The following is a 15,757-nucleotide window of genomic DNA, read 5'->3' as shown; positions in this document are numbered from 1 at the left end:
CTCTATTTTAGAGGGAATGGGCGCGCCCCATTTCCTCTAGTGCTTCATAAATCCACGATAGTTTCGTTTTACCAGCTGGCTTTCAAGCTGCTTCATTGTTTCAAGTGCAACCCCGATGACAATCAGCAAACTTGTTCCACCAATTTGTGCAGATGAAGGCAGCCCAGCAATATTAACGAACAAGACAGGAAGAATGGCAATCACGGCCAAGAATATGGAGCCTACAAATGTAAGTCGATACAAAATGCTCGTAATTCTATCTTGAGTCATTTTTCCTGGACGAACTCCCGGAATATAGCCACCTTGTTTTTTTAGATTATCGGCCATTTGCTCAGGGTTTACCTGCACAAATGCATAGAAATAGGTAAAGGCGATGATCAATGCCGCATAAACTCCCATTCCGACCGGATGCGTGTAATCAAACGTTTTTTGAATCCAATTCGTGACGTCATTGGTACCAAAAAATGTTGCCACGGTCCGCGGAGTGGTGATAAACGCTACTGCAAAGATAACCGGAATAACTCCCGCCGGGTTAACCTTCAGCGGCAAGTGTGTAGACTGGCCGCCAGGAACCGGTGAACGGCCTGAACCTTTCGCATATTGAATTGAGATTTTTCTAACTGCCTGTTGGATGAAAATAACGCCAACGACAATCGCCAAAATCGCAACCAATATAACGACAACCTTTATGATTTGCAAGAATAACTGTTCTCCAGCATCTACAAACTGCTGAGCGTAGATCTGATTAATCGTCTGCGGAATGCCGGCAACGATACCGGCGAAGATGATAATGGATATTCCGTTACCAACTCCATGAGACGTAATTTGTTCTCCCAGCCACATTAAAAAAGCAGTTCCAGCAGTTAGTACAATCGCAATTAGCAAATAAGTACCGACTCCAGGGTTTGTAATCAACGCGCCGCCGGCCATGTTGTTAAACCCGTAAGACATACCTAAAGCCTGAATAAATCCAAGAACGATTGTGAAGTACCTTGTGAACTGAGCTAGTTTTCGGCGACCAACTTCTCCTTGCTTAGACCATTCGGTAAACTTCGGCACAACATCCATCTGCAGGAGCTGAATGATGATTGAAGCTGTGATGTAAGGCATGATTCCCATCGCAAGAATGGAGAAGTTGAACAATGCACCGCCGCCAAATGTGTTTAGAATCCCAAATACGCTCATTTGATCCTGTGCCTTTAAAACTTCTGTGTTTACATGCGGCACAGGAATGAACGAACCGAGACGAAAGACGATAAGCATTAAAAGAGTGAAGATAATCTTATTCCGAATATCCTTCACACGCATAAAATTGGAGATTGTCTTAAACAAGTTAGATCACCTCAGCTGTACCGCCAGCAGCCTCAATTGCTTGTTTAGCAGAAGCGGAGAATTTATTGGCTTTAACAGTTAATTTCTTTTCTAATTTACCGTCGCCAAGAATTTTCACTCCAGATTTCAACTTGCTGATTACACCTGTTTCTAAAAGAAGTTCAGGAGTAACTTCCGTCCCTTCTGCAAAGCTGTTGAGTTTGTCTAGGTTGACCACAGCGAAATCCTTGCGGTTGATGTTTGTGAAACCGCGTTTAGGAAGACGTTGGAACAAAGGCATTTGTCCACCCTCGAATCCAGGACGTACACCGCCGCCAGAACGAGCGTTTTGACCTTTATGACCTTTACCTGCTGTTTTACCGTTACCAGAACCAATACCACGACCTACGCGGTTGCGCGTTTTACGTGAACCTTCTGCGGGCTTTAATTCATGAAGTTTCATTTGGACACCTCCTTAGCCTATCGTTTATTTTTAAAGTTCTTTAACAGAAACTAAATGAGATACTTTGTTAACCATACCGCGGATTGCAGCGTTGTCTTCATGAACGACAGTTTGGTTTGTTTTCTTTAAACCGAGCGTTCTAACAGTAATACGCTGATCTTCCGGGCGTCCGATTACACTGCGTTTGAGGGTAATTTCTAATTTAGCCATTAATGTTCCCTCCTTATCCTAACAGTTCTTCTACAGATTTTCCACGAAGCTTCGCAACGTCCTCAGCGCGTTTCAGCTCGCTTAAACCTTGGACTGTTGCACGGATCATGTTGATCGGTGTGTTAGAACCTAAAGACTTAGAAAGGATATCAGCTACACCTGCAAGCTCAAGTACCGCACGTACTGGGCCTCCAGCGATAACTCCCGTACCTTCAGAAGCAGGTTTTAACAAGATGTTTCCTGCACCGAAACGTCCGATGATTTCGTGTGGAATTGTAGTTCCAACCATTGGTACTTCGATCAAATTCTTTTTCGCATCTTCAACAGCTTTGCGAATCGCTTCCGGAACTTCTTGTGCTTTACCAGTTCCGAAACCAACGTGACCGTTTTTGTCACCGACAACGACTAGAGCTGCGAAACGGAAACGACGACCACCTTTAACAACTTTCGCTACGCGGTTAACGGTAACTAAGCGTTCTTCTAACTCTAATTTGCTTGGGTCAATACGACGCATATTCATATGTCCCTCCTTCTTTTATTAAAATTCTAATCCAGCTTCGCGTGCAGCATCAGCCAATGCTTTTACACGGCCATGATAAAGGTAACCGCCACGGTCGAACACGACATTTGTGATACCTTTTTCAGAAGCGCGTTTTGCAACAAGCTCGCCAACTTTTGCAGCCGCAGACGTATCGCTGCCATTTTCAGCGTTAAAGTCTTTATCAAGAGTAGATGCACTCACAAGTGTAACACCGTTCACGTCATCGATCACTTGTGCGTAAATATGTTTGTTTGAACGGAAAACATTTAGACGAGGTCTCTCAGGGGTTCCTGAAAGCTTCGCGCGAACACGACCGTGTCTTTTAAGACGTGCAGCATTCTTGCTTGTTTTCGTAATCATCTGGGTCACTCCTTTCTCACATTAAGCGGTTTTACTTAGCAGATTTACCTTCTTTACGACGAACCATTTCTCCTTCATAGCGGATCCCTTTGCCTTTGTAAGGCTCTGGAGAACGTACAGCGCGAATGTTTGCAGCAGTAGCTCCAACACGCTCTTTGTCTGTACCTTTTACAACCACTTTTGTTTGAGATGGAACTTCGATTTCAATTCCGTTTTCAGGAACGATTTCTACAGGGTGAGAGTATCCAACGTTCAAAACAAGTTTGTTTCCGGATTTAGAAGCACGGTAACCGACACCGACTAATTCCAAACCTCTTTCAAAACCTTTAGATACACCTTCAACCATGTTTCCGATGATGCTGCGAGTTGTGCCATGCAGCGCACGGTGTTCTTTATTATCAGAAGGACGTTCTACAGTAAGTACATTGTCCTCAATTTTAATCTTCATATCAGGATGAAACGTACGAGTTAATTCTCCTTTTGGTCCTTTCACGGTTACAGTGTTGTCGTTCAGAGTAACTGTAACGCCTGAAGGAATCTCAAGTAGCTTCTTACCTACACGAGACATACCAAACACCTCCATTCATGTTAAACTTCTTACCAAACGTATGCTAATACTTCTCCGCCAGCCTGTTTAGCGCGGGCTTCTTTATCCGTTAACACACCTTGTGATGTAGAAAGAATTGCGATTCCAAGTCCGTTCAGTACGCGAGGTACTTCGTTTGACTTAGCGTAAACGCGCAGACCTGGTTTGCTGATTCTCTTAAGGCCAGTGATGACACGCTCGTTGTTTTGTCCGTATTTCAAGAAAACACGGATGATACCTTGCTTGTTATCTTCAATGAATTCTACGTCACGGATGAAACCTTCTCTTTTCAAGATTTCAGCGATTTCTCTTTTCAACTTAGAAGCAGGAATTTCGAGCTTCTCATGACGTACCATGTTTGCATTACGAATTCGAGTCAGCATATCTGCAATCGGATCTGTCATAACCATTATTTAATAACCTCCTTCCCATAAACGGGGATTACCAGCTGGCTTTTTTAACGCCAGGAATTTGTCCTTTATATGCAAGTTCACGGAAACAAATACGGCAAAGTTTAAATTTACGAATAACAGAGTGCGGACGGCCGCAGCGTTCGCAGCGAGTGTACTCTTGTACTTTAAACTTCGGTGTGCGTTTTTGTTTCGCAATCATTGACTTTTTAGCCACGATTTCGCCTCCCTTTCATTGATTATTTCTGGAATGGCATACCTAATTGAGTTAACAGTTCACGAGCTTCTTCATCAGTGTTGGCAGTCGTTACGATAACGATGTCCATACCGCGAACTTTAGTTACCTTATCATAGTCAATTTCAGGGAAGATCAGCTGTTCTTTGATTCCTAGTGTGTAGTTTCCGCGACCGTCAAAAGATTTTTTTGAAATTCCGCGGAAGTCACGTACACGTGGTAAAGAAACAGAAATTAGTTTATCAAGGAAATCGTACATGCGCTCTCCGCGAAGAGTTACTTTCGCACCGATTGGCATTCCTTCACGAAGACGGAATCCAGCAATAGATTTCTTCGCACGAGTAACGACAGGTTTCTGACCAGCGATAAACGTTAGTTCTTCAACAGCGCTATCGATAGCTTTAGCGTTTTGAACAGCGTCACCAACACCCATGTTGATTACGATTTTTTCGATTTTAGGCACTTGCATCACAGATTTGTATTCGAACTTTTTCATTAATGCAGGTGTAATGTCTTTATTGTACTTTTCTTTAAGGCGGTTCATGAGATAGACCTCCCTTCCTTTATTACTAGTTATCTAGAACTTGCCCAGATTTTTTTGCAATACGAACTTTTTTGCCATTTTCTACTTTGTATCCTACGCGAGTCACTTCACCTGTTTTAGGATCGAGCGGCATTACGTTTGACACATGAATTGGCGCCTCTTGATTTAAAATTCCGCCTTGAGGGTTAGCTTGAGTCGGCTTTGAGTGCTTCTTCACCATGTTGACACCCTCAACGATTACGCGGTCTTTTTTAGGGAAAGCTGCAAGGATCACACCTTGTTTCCCTTTGTCTTTACCAGAGATAACCATTACTTTATCGCCTTTTTTAACATGCATCCTGATCGCACCTCCTTAGTCCGGCATTGATATCATTAAAGTACTTCTGGAGCTAGAGAAACAATTTTCATGAAGTTGTTATCACGAAGTTCACGTGCTACAGGTCCGAAGATACGAGTTCCGCGCGGGCTTTTGTCGTCACGGATGATAACACATGCATTCTCATCGAATTTGATGTAAGATCCGTCATTTCTGCGTGCACCGCTCTTAGAACGTACGATTACAGCTCTCACGACATCACCTTTTTTGACAACGCCTCCTGGTGTTGCTTGTTTAACCGTGCAAACAATGACATCACCAATGTTAGCTGTTTTGCGTCCAGAACCACCAAGCACCTTGATTGTTAACACTTCACGGGCGCCAGAGTTATCAGCTACTTTTAAACGAGTCTCTTGTTGAATCATTATTTGTTACCTCCCTTCGGAAAAAGGTTTCCGAACTTTATTAGATAATAACAGCTTCTTCGACAACTTCAACTAGACGAAAACGTTTAGTCGCAGATAATGGACGAGTTTCCATGATCTTTACGATGTCTCCGATTTTAGCTTGGTTATTTTCATCATGTGCTTTGAATTTTTTAGAGTACTTTACGCGTTTACCGTAGAGTGAATGTTTTTTGTAAGTTTCTACAACAACAGTAATGGTTTTATCCATTTTGTCAGAAACAACACGTCCTTGGTAGACTTTGCGCTGATTGCGTTCGCTCATGTTTTAGAGAACCTCCCTCCGGAATTATTTGTTGGCAGCAATTTCTCTTTCCCGAATCACAGTTTTCATGCGCGCGATTGACTTGCGCACTTCACGAATGCGAGCAGTGTTTTCAAGTTGTCCTGTCGCTAATTGAAAGCGAAGATTGAAAAGTTCTTCTTTAAGAGACTTTACTTTTTGTTCAATTTCAGCAGTGGTAAGGTCACGAATTTCATTAGCTTTCATTTGATTCACCACCAATTTCTTCACGTTTTACGAACTTCGTTTTAATTGGCAATTTGTGAGATGCAAGACGAAGAGCTTCACGAGCGACTTCCTCAGACACACCAGAAATTTCAAATAAAACTTTGCCCGGTTTTACAACAGCTACCCATCCTTCAGGAGCACCTTTACCGGAACCCATCCGAACCTCTAGAGGCTTAGCTGTATAAGGCTTAGAAGGGAAAATTTTGATCCAAACTTTACCGCCACGTTTCATGTAACGAGTCATCGCAATACGTGCTGCCTCGATTTGGCGGTTTGTGATCCAAGAAGACTCTTGAGCCTGGATACCATATTCACCGAAATGCACTTCAGTGCCGCCTTTCGCACGGCCGCGCATTTTTCCGCGATGCTCTCTGCGATATTTAACGCGTTTTGGCATTAACATATTATTTTCCTCCTTCCTCAGTTTTCTTCTTAGTAGGAAGAACCTCTCCACGATAGATCCAGACTTTTACACCAAGCTTACCGTAAGTTGTGTCAGCTTCAGATGTAGCATAGTCGATGTCTGCACGAAGTGTGTGCAATGGAACAGTTCCTTCACTGTAGTATTCAGAACGAGCGATGTCAGCGCCGCCAAGACGACCGGAAACCATTGTTTTAATTCCTTGTGCACCAGCGCGCATTGTGCGTTGGATTTGTTGCTTTTGCGCACGACGGAATGAGATACGGTTTTCCAATTGACGAGCAATGTTATCAGCAACTAGCTGAGCATCAAGATCAGCTCTTTTGATTTCAAGAATGTTAATGTGTACACGCTTGCCAGTAAGGCTGTTAAGGGCTTTGCGAAGCGCTTCGACTTCAGAACCGCCTTTACCGATAACCATACCAGGCTTAGCTGTGTGGATCGTAATATTTACACGGTTTGCCGCACGCTCGATTTCCACTTTAGAAACAGAAGCGTCAGACAGGCGTTGATTAATAAATTCACGGATTTTCAGATCTTCGTGAAGGAAGTCAGCGTAATCTTTGCCAGCGTACCACTTAGATTCCCAATCACGTATAACCCCAATACGAAGACCGACTGGATTTACCTTTTGACCCACGAGTTATCCCTCCTTCTTTTCTGATACAACGATAGTAATGTGGCTCGTACGTTTGTTGATTTGGCTTGCACGTCCCATAGCGCGCGGACGGAATCTTTTTAACGTAGGGCCTTCGTTCACGTAAGCTTGAGTAACAACCAGGTTGTTTGCATCCATTTCGTAGTTGTGCTCAGCGTTAGCGATAGCAGATTTTAAAACTTTTTCAATAATCGGGGAAGCAGCTTTTGGCGTAAGGTTTAAGATCGATACTGCTTCACCTACTTGCTTGCCTCGAATCAGGTCCATTACTAGACGTGCCTTACGAGGAGCAATACGGACTGTTCTTGCGACAGCTTTAGCTTGTTGCATTTAAAAGCCTCCTCTCATTAGCGTCTTGTTTTTTTGTCATCACTAGCATGACCTTTGTAAGTGCGAGTCGGTGCGAATTCACCCAACTTGTGACCTACCATATCTTCAGAGATGTAAACAGGCACATGTTTGCGTCCATCATAGACTGCGATTGTGTGACCGATAAATTGCGGGAAAATAGTAGAACGGCGAGACCAAGTTTTCACAACTTGTTTCTTATCCGCTTCATTTAATTTTTCGATTTTTGTCATTAGATGATCATCGACAAATGGTCCTTTTTTTAAGCTGCGAGCCATTTTGGAACCTCCCTTCGTGATTGCACTACGGTCCGATATGAACCGTAGACAACCCCGTTATTTATTTTTACGACGACGTACGATGAATTTATCTGATTTGTTCTTTTTCTTACGAGTTTTGAATCCAAGAGTTGGTTTACCCCATGGAGACATAGGTGATTTACGTCCGATTGGAGCGCGTCCTTCACCACCACCGTGCGGGTGATCATTAGGGTTCATAACAGAACCGCGAACTGTAGGACGGATGCCTTTCCAGCGTGAACGTCCTGCTTTACCGATGTTGATCAGTTCGTGCTGTTCGTTACCTACTTGACCGATAGAAGCACGGCAAGCAGAAAGGATCATGCGAACTTCACCGGAGTTCAGACGTACAAGAACGTATTTTCCTTCTTTACCAAGAACTTGAGCAGATGTACCAGCTGAACGTACAAGCTGTCCGCCTTTTCCAGGTTTTAATTCAATGTTGTGCACGACTGTACCAACAGGGATGTTGATCAGTGGAAGTGCGTTACCTACTTTAATGTCAGCTTCTGGTCCTGACATGATTTCAGTTCCTACTTGAAGGCCCTTAGGAGCCAGGATGTAGCGTTTTTCTCCGTCTACATAGTTAATTAGAGCAATGTTAGCTGAACGGTTTGGATCGTACTCAACTGTAGCAACGCGTCCAGGTATACCATCTTTATCGCGTTTGAAGTCGATAATACGGTATTGGCGTTTATGTCCGCCGCCTTGATGACGTACAGTTAATTTACCTTGGTTGTTGCGTCCGCCTTTTTTGTGAAGCGGGGCAAGCAAGGATTTTTCCGGCTGATCTGTCGTGATTTCCGCGAAATCAGACGTAGTCATGCCGCGACGTCCGTTAGAGGTCGGTTTGTACTTTTTAATCGCCATTTTGAATTTCCCTCCTTCTTTTTACAAGTGATTAAGCCTCAAAAATTTCGATTTCTTTGCTGTCTTCAGTAAGCTTAACAATCGCTTTTCTGCGTTTGTTTGTCATACCAGAGTAGCGGCCGACACGTTTGAATTTCCCTTTGTAGTTCATGATGTTGACTTTTTCAACTTTCACTCCAAAGATTTGTTCAACAGCGTCTTTCACTTCAGTTTTGTTAGCTTTTACGTCTACTTCAAACGTATATTTTTTCTCAGTCATTAAATCAGCAGAACGTTCAGTAATGACGGGGCGCTTTAGAACATCACGAGGATCTTTCATTATGCAAGCACCTCCTCTACTTTTTCAACCGCTGCTTTCGTCATCACAAGCTTCTCGTGACCGACAACATCGAGGACGTTGATTCCGTTAGCTTCAACAACAGTAACTCCTGGAAGGTTGCGAGCAGATAGTTCAACTGTCTCGTTTGCATCCGCAGTTACGATTAAAGCTTTCTTCTCGATAGACAGACCTTTAAGGATAGCTGCCATTTCTTTTGTTTTAACCGCATCAAGATTAAGATCTTCAAGAACGATCAAGTTGTTGTCATTCACTTTAGAAGACAATGCTGATTTGATAGCCAAGCGGCGAACTTTTTTCGGTAATTTATATGCATAGCTGCGTGGTGTAGGACCGAATACGATACCACCTCCGCGCCATTGCGGTGAACGGATAGATCCTTGACGAGCACGGCCGGTACCTTTTTGACGCCAAGGTTTGCGACCTCCGCCACGTACTTCCGAACGATTTTTCACTTTATGAGTTCCTTGACGTAAGGAAGCTCTTTGCATAAGAATAGCGTCGAATACTACGCTCTCATTTGGCTCAATTCCAAATACAGAGTCGTTTAATTCGATATCACCAGCAGTAGAACCGTTTTGGTTATATAAAGCTACTTTTGGCATGATCAATTTCCTCCTTTCCTAAGAGAATTATTTAGATTTAACAGCACTTTTAACAGTGACTAGTGATTTTTTTGCACCAGGAACGTTACCTTTAACTAAAAGAAGGTTGCGCTCTGCATCCACTTTTACGATTTCAAGGTTTTGAACAGTGATTTGCTCTCCGCCCATACGTCCAGGCAACAGCTTTCTTTTGAATACACGGTTAGGGTCTACCGGTCCCATTGAACCAGGACGGCGATGGTAGCGTGAACCGTGAGACATAGGTCCGCGAGATTGTCCGTGGCGTTTGATAGCACCTTGGAAACCTTTACCTTTCGATGTTCCTGTTACATCTACGACTTCTCCGTTAGAGAAAATATCAACTTTGACTTCCTGACCAACTTCATACGCATCCATATCCACTCCGCGTAATTCTTTAACGAAGCGCTTAGGAGCAGTTTCCGCTTTTGCAACGTGTCCTTTTTCTGGTTTGTTGGCAAGCTTCTCACGCTTGTCGTCAAAACCGATCTGAATCGCTTCATAGCCGTCGTTTTCAGAAGTTTTCTTCTGAAGTACAACGTTAGGAGCAGCTTCGATAACAGTTACCGGAATAAGATCACCGTTTTCTGCGAAAACTTGCGTCATACCAATTTTTCTTCCTAAGATTCCTTTGGTCATTCGTCACACCTCCTATAAAAATCATTCTATATTTTAGATTAAAGTTTAATTTCGATATCGACACCAGATGGTAAATCTAATCGCATTAGAGCATCGACAGTTTGTGGTGTTGGGTTCACAATGTCGATTAAACGTTTATGTGTACGCATTTCGAATTGCTCACGAGAATCTTTGTATTTGTGCACCGCACGAAGGATTGTGTAAACTGATTTCTCAGTTGGCAACGGAATCGGACCAGAAACGCTGGCTCCGGAACGTTTAGCCGTTTCAACAATCTTCTCAGCAGATTGATCAAGGATTCTATGATCATACGCTTTTAAACGAATACGAATTTTTTGTTTTGCCATTATTTTCCCTCCTTTTCGCCTACTTACATTAGACAATTCTCCGTGAGAAAAACCTGAATCACCTTGCCATGGCAAAGCGGCCGGGTGTGTCAGCAACCTCTCACTTCATCGCAGTCAAAGACCAACATGCACTATTATACAAAATTTATAGGCATGTTGCAAGGTAATATTGAATATTACCGGCTTTTGCACACTTTTTTTATTATACAGATTCAAGCAGTGTTAATCAAGGACTTACAGGCGGAAAATAAATCCCATTTAGATAACGGCGCAAATAAAAAACGAGACCCGGATGGATCTCGTTTTTTTATTTTATAAGTATTATTCGATGATAGAAGAAACAACGCCAGAACCAACTGTACGTCCGCCTTCACGGATAGAGAAGCGAGTTCCGTCTTCGATCGCGATTGTTGAAATCAATTCAACAGTCATTTCGATGTTGTCTCCAGGCATAACCATTTCTACGCCTTCTGGAAGCTGAATGATACCCGTTACGTCAGTTGTACGGAAGTAGAACTGAGGACGGTAGTTAGAGAAGAATGGAGTATGACGTCCACCCTCTTCTTTAGAAAGAACGTAAACTTCAGCTTTGAATTTTTTGTGCGGAGTGATTGTACCTGGTTGAGCAAGTACTTGACCGCGTTGGATATCTTCACGAGCTACACCGCGAAGAAGTGCACCGATGTTGTCTCCAGCTTCTGCATAGTCAAGAAGCTTACGGAACATTTCAACACCTGTAACAGTTGTTTTCTTGTTTTCTTCTTGAAGACCGATGATTTCAACTTCGTCACCGACTTTAACTTGTCCGCGCTCTACGCGTCCAGTAGCAACTGTTCCACGACCTGTGATTGAGAATACGTCCTCAACAGGCATCATGAACGGTTTGTCAGTTTCACGCTCTGGAGTTGGGATGTACTCGTCAACAGCAGCCATCAGTTCAAAGATTTTTTCTTCGTACTGAGCATCTCCTTCAAGAGCTTTAAGAGCAGAACCTTTGATAACTGGTACATCGTCACCAGGGAACTCATACTCAGAAAGAAGATCGCGAACTTCCATTTCAACTAGTTCAAGAAGCTCTTCGTCGTCTACCATGTCGCATTTGTTCAAGAATACTACGATGTAAGGCACACCTACGTTACGAGAAAGAAGGATGTGCTCACGAGTTTGTGGCATTGGGCCGTCAGCAGCAGAAACAACAAGGATCGCGCCGTCCATTTGCGCAGCACCAGTGATCATGTTTTTAACATAGTCAGCGTGTCCTGGGCAGTCAACGTGTGCATAGTGACGGTTGTCAGTTTCGTACTCAACGTGTGCAGTAGAGATTGTGATACCGCGCTCACGCTCTTCTGGAGCACCGTCGATTTGGTCGTATGCCATAGCAGTACCTTTACCAGATTTCTTATGAAGCACAGTTGTGATAGCAGCTGTTAATGTAGTTTTACCATGGTCAACGTGTCCAATTGTACCAATGTTGGCATGTGATTTGGAACGGTCGAATTTTTCTTTAGCCATTCTGAAAATCCTCCTTAAAAAGGTTAGTTTTTGTTATATAGAGTGATAGAAAGTGAAAGCAATGTTTCACTTTCTCATCTTACAATAGTATTTATACTTTAATGAAGAGGCAAAATCAATTATTCACCTTGATTTTTTTTGATGATCTCATCAGCGATGCTCTTAGGCACTTCTTCGTAGTGGTCAAAGACCATTGTGAACGTACCGCGTCCTTGTGTGTTTGAACGGAGAGCCGTAGCGTAACCGAACATTTCAGAAAGTGGAACCATTGCGCGAACAACTTGAGCGTTTCCGCGTCCTTCCATACCTTCTACGCGACCGCGGCGTGATGTAATATCACCCATGATGTCTCCCATGTATTCTTCTGGGATAACGACTTCAACTTTGGAGATCGGCTCAAGAATAACCGGGTTACACTTGCTTGCCGCGTTTTTAAGCGCCATTGAAGCAGCGATTTTAAACGCCATTTCGTTTGAGTCGACGTCATGGTAAGAACCGTCAAACAGCTTCGCTTTGATGTCGATAACAGGGTAACCTGCGATTACACCGTTTTGAAGTGAATCTTCAAGTCCTGCTTGAACAGCCGGAATGTATTCACGAGGAACGACACCACCGACGATTGCGTTTTCGAACTCAAAGCCTTTTCCTTCTTCGTTTGGAGAGAATTCGATCCAAACGTGTCCGAACTGTCCGCGTCCACCGGACTGACGTACGAATTTACCTTCAACTTGCGCGCTCGCACGGAATGTTTCACGATACGCAACTTGAGGAGCACCAACGTTGGCTTCAACTTTAAATTCGCGTTTCATACGGTCAACGATGATATCAAGGTGAAGCTCACCCATACCGCCGATGATCGTTTGACCTGTTTCAGGGTCAGTATGCGCACGGAATGTTGGATCCTCTTCAGCCAATTTAGCCAGTGCAGTAGACATTTTGTCTTGGTCAGCCTTAGATTTAGGCTCGATTGCAACGTGGATAACAGGCTCAGGGAATTCCATAGATTCAAGAATAACAAGGTTTTTCTCGTCGCAAAGCGTGTCCCCTGTAGTCGTGTCTTTCAAACCTACAGCAGCAGCGATATCCCCTGCGTACACAGTAGAGATTTCTTCACGGCTGTTGGCGTGCATTTGCAGGATACGTCCGACGCGCTCACGTTTGCCTTTTGTTGAGTTTCTTACGTATGAACCGGAATCAAGTGTTCCCGAGTACACACGGAAGAACGTCAATTTACCAACGTAAGGGTCAGTCATAACTTTAAATGCAAGTGCAGAGAAAGGTGCATCGTCAGAAGACTCACGAGTAACCTCTTCATCAGAATCAGGCAGAGTACCTTTGATTGCTGGTACGTCAGTTGGAGCTGGCAGGTAGTCAAGAACTGCGTCAAGCACTAATTGAACACCTTTGTTTTTGAAAGCTGAACCACATAGAACCGGATAGAACTCAACGTTACAAGTTCCTTTGCGGATTGCTGCTTTCAGCTCGTCAACTGTGATTTCTTCACCTTCCAAGTACTTCATCATAAGCTCTTCATCAAGCTCAGCAACAGCTTCAATCAAGCTAGCGCGAAGCTCTTCAGCTTTGTCTTTGTACTCAGCAGGGATTTCACGCGCTTCAGAGCGTGTTCCAAGGTCATCTTCATAGTAGTACGCAACGTTTTCTACAAGGTCGATGATCCCTTCGAAATTGTCTTCGGCGCCAATCGGTAATTGGATCGCGTGAGCGTTCGCCTCAAGACGGTCTCTAAGAGTTCCTACAGAGTAAAGGAAGTCCGCACCCGTTTTGTCCATCTTGTTGACAAATACGATACGAGGTACTCCGTAAGTTGTCGCCTGACGCCAAACTGTTTCAGTTTGCGGCTCAACGCCTGATTGTGCGTCAAGAACGGCAACGGCACCATCAAGTACGCGCAGGGAACGTTCAACCTCAACTGTGAAGTCTACGTGTCCTGGTGTGTCGATGATGTTTACGCGGTAGCCTTTCCACTGTGCAGTTGTTGCAGCAGATGTGATTGTGATACCGCGTTCTTGTTCCTGCTCCATCCAGTCCATTTGGGAAGCCCCTTCGTGAGTTTCACCAATTTTATGGATACGGCCTGTGTAGAACAAGATACGTTCAGTTGTTGTCGTTTTACCGGCATCGATGTGAGCCATGATTCCGATATTACGAGTTTTTTCTAAGGAGAACTCTCTTGCCATTGGGTCTTTTCTCCTTCCTTCTTAGGGAATAATATTTTGTCGTGTGAGATTACCAGCGATAGTGAGCGAACGCTTTGTTTGCTTCAGCCATCTTATGAGTATCTTCACGTTTCTTAACAGCAGCACCAGTGTTGTTAGCTGCATCAAGGATTTCGTTAGCTAAACGCTCTTCCATCGTTTTTTCTCCGCGAAGACGAGCGTAGTTTACTAACCAGCGAAGTCCAAGAGTCGTACGGCGTTCAGGACGAACCTCTACAGGTACTTGGTAGTTCGCACCACCTACGCGGCGTGCTTTAACTTCAAGCACTGGCATGATGTTCTTCAATGCTTGTTCGAAAACCTCCATTGCATCGTTGCCGGTACGTTCTTTAATAATATCGAATGACTTGTATAGGATTGTTTGAGCTTTACCTTTTTTACCGTCGATCATCATTTTGTTGATCAAACGAGTAACCAGTTTAGAGTTGTAAAGCGGATCAGGTAAAACGTCTCTTTTTGCTACAGGACCTTTACGTGGCATCTGATTATCCTCCCTTCTCTTGTTACGGGTTTACAGCAAGCAGAGGGATTTCACGGTTCAGCTGCCGGGATCAAACTGACGCTTGGCGCGAAAAGCCCGACGCCCTTAACAGCATTGCCAGAACTCCTTGCTTTTAAAAACCCTTTTATTTGTATTCAAACGGAATTATTTTTTCTTAGGACGTTTTGTACCGTATTTAGAACGGCCTTGTGCACGGTTTTCAACTCCGGCAGTATCAAGTGCGCCACGCACGATGTGGTAGCGTACCCCCGGTAGGTCTTTTACACGTCCACCGCGGATCAATACGACACTGTGCTCTTGCAGGTTGTGTCCGATACCAGGAATGTAGGCTGTAACCTCGATTCCGTTAGTTAAGCGAACACGGGCATATTTACGAAGCGCTGAGTTCGGCTTCTTCGGTGTCATTGTACCAACACGGGTACATACTCCGCGTTTTTGTGGTGAAGATACGTTAGTGTGCTCTTTCTTGAAGCTGTTGTATCCTTTGTTAAGTGCTGGAGACTTAGAAGTTTCAACTTTGCTTACGCGTCCTTTGCGGACTAGCTGATTAATTGTAGGCATTTTGTATTTCCTCCCTTCATTACGTTTTATAACCCACATACCCAGGTGGTTCATTTAAAAGCAAAAAACAATGCCTTTGCATAAAAGCAAAAACAACGAGTACGTTATTGAATAATGGCAACAGCTGCAGCTCCGACTTCAATTCCGCAGGCTTTGCCGAGCTTTTTCATGGACTCTGCCATTGAGACTGGAACCCCTTGTTCATTTGCCAGATTGATAACACCTGACGTCAGACAAGGATCAGCGTCCTTTGCTACGACGACTTCCTTAACAGAATTGCGCTTCAGTGCTTTGACTGTCTGCTTCGTACCGATAATAATAGATTGAGCCTGTGATACTTTATCATAAGACATCATATATCCTCCAAAGTAACAGGTTTAAATTGAGCACCTTGGTTATATTATCATCCTGAAAGAAGGATGTCAACATATGATGACAATTTTTAGTGACAT

The 15,757-nt window shown here is 43.8% G+C and carries 27 protein-coding genes; all 27 read right to left on the bottom strand.

The features are described from left to right. Window positions 1-36: 36 nt before the first annotated feature. Entirely contained in the window at window positions 37-1,332 is a 1,296-nt protein-coding gene (secY, locus tag MHI30_RS00840; RefSeq protein WP_075752544.1) for a preprotein translocase subunit SecY, read from the bottom strand. A gap of 1 nt (window position 1,333) precedes the next feature. After that, window positions 1,334-1,774 carry a 50S ribosomal protein L15 gene (gene rplO / locus MHI30_RS00835; protein WP_026586056.1) on the bottom strand — a complete coding sequence of 147 codons (441 nt, stop codon included), beginning with the start codon at window positions 1,772-1,774 and terminating at the stop codon, window positions 1,334-1,336. 30 nt (window positions 1,775-1,804) lie between these two features. Further along, window positions 1,805-1,984 carry a 50S ribosomal protein L30 gene (rpmD, locus tag MHI30_RS00830; RefSeq protein ID WP_020449868.1) on the bottom strand — a complete coding sequence of 60 codons (180 nt, stop codon included), beginning with the start codon at window positions 1,982-1,984 and terminating at the stop codon, window positions 1,805-1,807. Window positions 1,985-1,997: 13 nt separating this feature from the next. Continuing rightward, on the bottom strand, window positions 1,998-2,498 hold the full coding sequence (rpsE, locus tag MHI30_RS00825) for a 30S ribosomal protein S5 (RefSeq protein WP_023855910.1): 501 nt from the start codon (window positions 2,496-2,498) through the stop codon (window positions 1,998-2,000). Window positions 2,499-2,522: 24 nt separating this feature from the next. Beyond that, complete coding sequence (gene rplR, locus MHI30_RS00820) at window positions 2,523-2,885, bottom strand: 50S ribosomal protein L18 (protein WP_020449866.1); 363 nt, start codon at window positions 2,883-2,885, stop codon at window positions 2,523-2,525. A gap of 31 nt (window positions 2,886-2,916) precedes the next feature. After that, complete coding sequence (rplF, locus tag MHI30_RS00815) at window positions 2,917-3,453, bottom strand: 50S ribosomal protein L6 (protein WP_003178356.1); 537 nt, start codon at window positions 3,451-3,453, stop codon at window positions 2,917-2,919. Between the two features lie 29 nt (window positions 3,454-3,482). Further along, a complete protein-coding gene (gene rpsH / locus MHI30_RS00810) occupies window positions 3,483-3,881 on the bottom strand; it encodes a 30S ribosomal protein S8 (RefSeq protein ID WP_003178355.1) in 399 nt (132 codons plus the stop codon). Between the two features lie 31 nt (window positions 3,882-3,912). Continuing rightward, on the bottom strand, window positions 3,913-4,098 hold the full coding sequence (gene rpsN / locus MHI30_RS00805; RefSeq protein ID WP_003178353.1) for a 30S ribosomal protein S14: 186 nt from the start codon (window positions 4,096-4,098) through the stop codon (window positions 3,913-3,915). Window positions 4,099-4,120: 22 nt separating this feature from the next. Further along, complete coding sequence (gene rplE / locus MHI30_RS00800) at window positions 4,121-4,660, bottom strand: 50S ribosomal protein L5 (protein ID WP_020449865.1); 540 nt, start codon at window positions 4,658-4,660, stop codon at window positions 4,121-4,123. Window positions 4,661-4,685: 25 nt separating this feature from the next. Next, window positions 4,686-4,997 carry a 50S ribosomal protein L24 gene (gene rplX, locus MHI30_RS00795; protein WP_003178350.1) on the bottom strand — a complete coding sequence of 104 codons (312 nt, stop codon included), beginning with the start codon at window positions 4,995-4,997 and terminating at the stop codon, window positions 4,686-4,688. 35 nt (window positions 4,998-5,032) lie between these two features. Continuing rightward, on the bottom strand, window positions 5,033-5,401 hold the full coding sequence (gene rplN, locus MHI30_RS00790; RefSeq protein WP_075752546.1) for a 50S ribosomal protein L14: 369 nt from the start codon (window positions 5,399-5,401) through the stop codon (window positions 5,033-5,035). Window positions 5,402-5,441: 40 nt separating this feature from the next. Continuing rightward, window positions 5,442-5,705 carry a 30S ribosomal protein S17 gene (gene rpsQ, locus MHI30_RS00785; RefSeq protein WP_003178345.1) on the bottom strand — a complete coding sequence of 88 codons (264 nt, stop codon included), beginning with the start codon at window positions 5,703-5,705 and terminating at the stop codon, window positions 5,442-5,444. A 24-nt stretch (window positions 5,706-5,729) separates the two neighbouring features. Then, window positions 5,730-5,930, bottom strand: a complete 201-nt coding sequence (rpmC, locus tag MHI30_RS00780; RefSeq protein ID WP_003178343.1) for a 50S ribosomal protein L29 — start codon at window positions 5,928-5,930, stop codon at window positions 5,730-5,732. After that, complete coding sequence (gene rplP, locus MHI30_RS00775) at window positions 5,920-6,354, bottom strand: 50S ribosomal protein L16 (protein ID WP_003178341.1); 435 nt, start codon at window positions 6,352-6,354, stop codon at window positions 5,920-5,922. The genes rpmC and rplP overlap by 11 nt, the downstream gene beginning before the upstream one ends. A 1-nt stretch (window position 6,355) precedes the next feature. Continuing rightward, window positions 6,356-7,012, bottom strand: a complete 657-nt coding sequence (gene rpsC, locus MHI30_RS00770) for a 30S ribosomal protein S3 (RefSeq protein WP_003178339.1) — start codon at window positions 7,010-7,012, stop codon at window positions 6,356-6,358. 3 nt (window positions 7,013-7,015) lie between these two features. Then, window positions 7,016-7,360 carry a 50S ribosomal protein L22 gene (rplV, locus tag MHI30_RS00765; RefSeq protein WP_020449862.1) on the bottom strand — a complete coding sequence of 115 codons (345 nt, stop codon included), beginning with the start codon at window positions 7,358-7,360 and terminating at the stop codon, window positions 7,016-7,018. 17 nt (window positions 7,361-7,377) lie between these two features. Then, on the bottom strand, window positions 7,378-7,656 hold the full coding sequence (rpsS, locus tag MHI30_RS00760) for a 30S ribosomal protein S19 (protein ID WP_003178334.1): 279 nt from the start codon (window positions 7,654-7,656) through the stop codon (window positions 7,378-7,380). Between the two features lie 57 nt (window positions 7,657-7,713). After that, a complete protein-coding gene (rplB, locus tag MHI30_RS00755) occupies window positions 7,714-8,547 on the bottom strand; it encodes a 50S ribosomal protein L2 (protein ID WP_020449861.1) in 834 nt (277 codons plus the stop codon). Window positions 8,548-8,578: 31 nt separating this feature from the next. Then, a complete protein-coding gene (gene rplW / locus MHI30_RS00750) occupies window positions 8,579-8,866 on the bottom strand; it encodes a 50S ribosomal protein L23 (RefSeq protein ID WP_003178328.1) in 288 nt (95 codons plus the stop codon). Continuing rightward, a complete protein-coding gene (gene rplD, locus MHI30_RS00745; protein ID WP_003178327.1) occupies window positions 8,866-9,489 on the bottom strand; it encodes a 50S ribosomal protein L4 in 624 nt (207 codons plus the stop codon). Before rplD ends, rplW begins: the two co-directional genes overlap by 1 nt. Window positions 9,490-9,516: 27 nt before the next feature. After that, window positions 9,517-10,146 (bottom strand): 50S ribosomal protein L3, encoded by a 630-nt coding sequence (gene rplC / locus MHI30_RS00740; RefSeq protein WP_342409808.1) that lies wholly within the window; start codon window positions 10,144-10,146, stop codon window positions 9,517-9,519. Between the two features lie 38 nt (window positions 10,147-10,184). Next, complete coding sequence (gene rpsJ / locus MHI30_RS00735) at window positions 10,185-10,493, bottom strand: 30S ribosomal protein S10 (RefSeq protein WP_003156464.1); 309 nt, start codon at window positions 10,491-10,493, stop codon at window positions 10,185-10,187. A gap of 321 nt (window positions 10,494-10,814) precedes the next feature. Next, on the bottom strand, window positions 10,815-12,005 hold the full coding sequence (gene tuf / locus MHI30_RS00730) for an elongation factor Tu (RefSeq protein WP_075752550.1): 1,191 nt from the start codon (window positions 12,003-12,005) through the stop codon (window positions 10,815-10,817). Between the two features lie 119 nt (window positions 12,006-12,124). Then, the gene (gene fusA / locus MHI30_RS00725; RefSeq protein ID WP_075752552.1) at window positions 12,125-14,203 is read right to left on the bottom strand and encodes an elongation factor G; all 2,079 of its coding nucleotides are present in this window, start codon (window positions 14,201-14,203) and stop codon (window positions 12,125-12,127) included. Between the two features lie 49 nt (window positions 14,204-14,252). Further along, the gene (gene rpsG / locus MHI30_RS00720; protein ID WP_003178317.1) at window positions 14,253-14,723 is read right to left on the bottom strand and encodes a 30S ribosomal protein S7; all 471 of its coding nucleotides are present in this window, start codon (window positions 14,721-14,723) and stop codon (window positions 14,253-14,255) included. Between the two features lie 165 nt (window positions 14,724-14,888). Next, window positions 14,889-15,305 (bottom strand): 30S ribosomal protein S12, encoded by a 417-nt coding sequence (gene rpsL, locus MHI30_RS00715; RefSeq protein ID WP_003178315.1) that lies wholly within the window; start codon window positions 15,303-15,305, stop codon window positions 14,889-14,891. A 104-nt stretch (window positions 15,306-15,409) separates the two neighbouring features. After that, complete coding sequence (locus tag MHI30_RS00710; protein ID WP_011197481.1) at window positions 15,410-15,658, bottom strand: 50S ribosomal protein L7ae-like protein; 249 nt, start codon at window positions 15,656-15,658, stop codon at window positions 15,410-15,412. Window positions 15,659-15,757 lie beyond the last annotated feature (99 nt).

Origin of the sequence: Bacillus sp. FSL L8-0528, from assembly GCF_038593085.1 — a bacterium.
Classification (GTDB): Bacteria; Bacillota; Bacilli; order Bacillales; family Bacillaceae; genus Bacillus; species Bacillus paralicheniformis.
This window is presented reverse-complemented; position numbering and strand designations above follow the sequence as displayed.

Bases quoted from the DNA above. Each gene is read 5' to 3' on its own strand.
- rplO (WP_026586056.1), bottom strand. From the start codon at position 1,774: ATGAAACTTCATGAATTAAAGCCCGCAGAAGGTTCACGTAAAACGCGC.
- rpmD (WP_020449868.1), bottom strand. From the start codon at position 1,984: ATGGCTAAATTAGAAATTACCCTCAAACGCAGTGTAATCGGACGCCCG.
- rpsE (WP_023855910.1), bottom strand. From the start codon at position 2,498: ATGCGTCGTATTGACCCAAGCAAATTAGAGTTAGAAGAACGCTTAGTT.
- rplR (WP_020449866.1), bottom strand. From the start codon at position 2,885: ATGATTACGAAAACAAGCAAGAATGCTGCACGTCTTAAAAGACACGGT.
- rplF (WP_003178356.1), bottom strand. From the start codon at position 3,453: ATGTCTCGTGTAGGTAAGAAGCTACTTGAGATTCCTTCAGGCGTTACA.
- rpsH (WP_003178355.1), bottom strand. From the start codon at position 3,881: ATGGTTATGACAGATCCGATTGCAGATATGCTGACTCGAATTCGTAAT.
- rplE (WP_020449865.1), bottom strand. From the start codon at position 4,660: ATGAACCGCCTTAAAGAAAAGTACAATAAAGACATTACACCTGCATTA.
- rplX (WP_003178350.1), bottom strand. From the start codon at position 4,997: ATGCATGTTAAAAAAGGCGATAAAGTAATGGTTATCTCTGGTAAAGAC.
- rplN (WP_075752546.1), bottom strand. From the start codon at position 5,401: ATGATTCAACAAGAGACTCGTTTAAAAGTAGCTGATAACTCTGGCGCC.
- rpsQ (WP_003178345.1), bottom strand. From the start codon at position 5,705: ATGAGCGAACGCAATCAGCGCAAAGTCTACCAAGGACGTGTTGTTTCT.
- rpmC (WP_003178343.1), bottom strand. From the start codon at position 5,930: ATGAAAGCTAATGAAATTCGTGACCTTACCACTGCTGAAATTGAACAA.
- rplP (WP_003178341.1), bottom strand. From the start codon at position 6,354: ATGTTAATGCCAAAACGCGTTAAATATCGCAGAGAGCATCGCGGAAAA.
- rplV (WP_020449862.1), bottom strand. From the start codon at position 7,360: ATGCAACAAGCTAAAGCTGTCGCAAGAACAGTCCGTATTGCTCCTCGT.
- rpsS (WP_003178334.1), bottom strand. From the start codon at position 7,656: ATGGCTCGCAGCTTAAAAAAAGGACCATTTGTCGATGATCATCTAATG.
- rplB (WP_020449861.1), bottom strand. From the start codon at position 8,547: ATGGCGATTAAAAAGTACAAACCGACCTCTAACGGACGTCGCGGCATG.
- rplW (WP_003178328.1), bottom strand. From the start codon at position 8,866: ATGAAAGATCCTCGTGATGTTCTAAAGCGCCCCGTCATTACTGAACGT.
- rplD (WP_003178327.1), bottom strand. From the start codon at position 9,489: ATGCCAAAAGTAGCTTTATATAACCAAAACGGTTCTACTGCTGGTGAT.
- rplC (WP_342409808.1), bottom strand. From the start codon at position 10,146: ATGACCAAAGGAATCTTAGGAAGAAAAATTGGTATGACGCAAGTTTTC.
- rpsJ (WP_003156464.1), bottom strand. From the start codon at position 10,493: ATGGCAAAACAAAAAATTCGTATTCGTTTAAAAGCGTATGATCATAGA.
- tuf (WP_075752550.1), bottom strand. From the start codon at position 12,005: ATGGCTAAAGAAAAATTCGACCGTTCCAAATCACATGCCAACATTGGT.
- fusA (WP_075752552.1), bottom strand. From the start codon at position 14,203: ATGGCAAGAGAGTTCTCCTTAGAAAAAACTCGTAATATCGGAATCATG.
- rpsG (WP_003178317.1), bottom strand. From the start codon at position 14,723: ATGCCACGTAAAGGTCCTGTAGCAAAAAGAGACGTTTTACCTGATCCG.
- rpsL (WP_003178315.1), bottom strand. From the start codon at position 15,305: ATGCCTACAATTAATCAGCTAGTCCGCAAAGGACGCGTAAGCAAAGTT.
- MHI30_RS00710 (WP_011197481.1), bottom strand. From the start codon at position 15,658: ATGTCTTATGATAAAGTATCACAGGCTCAATCTATTATTATCGGTACG.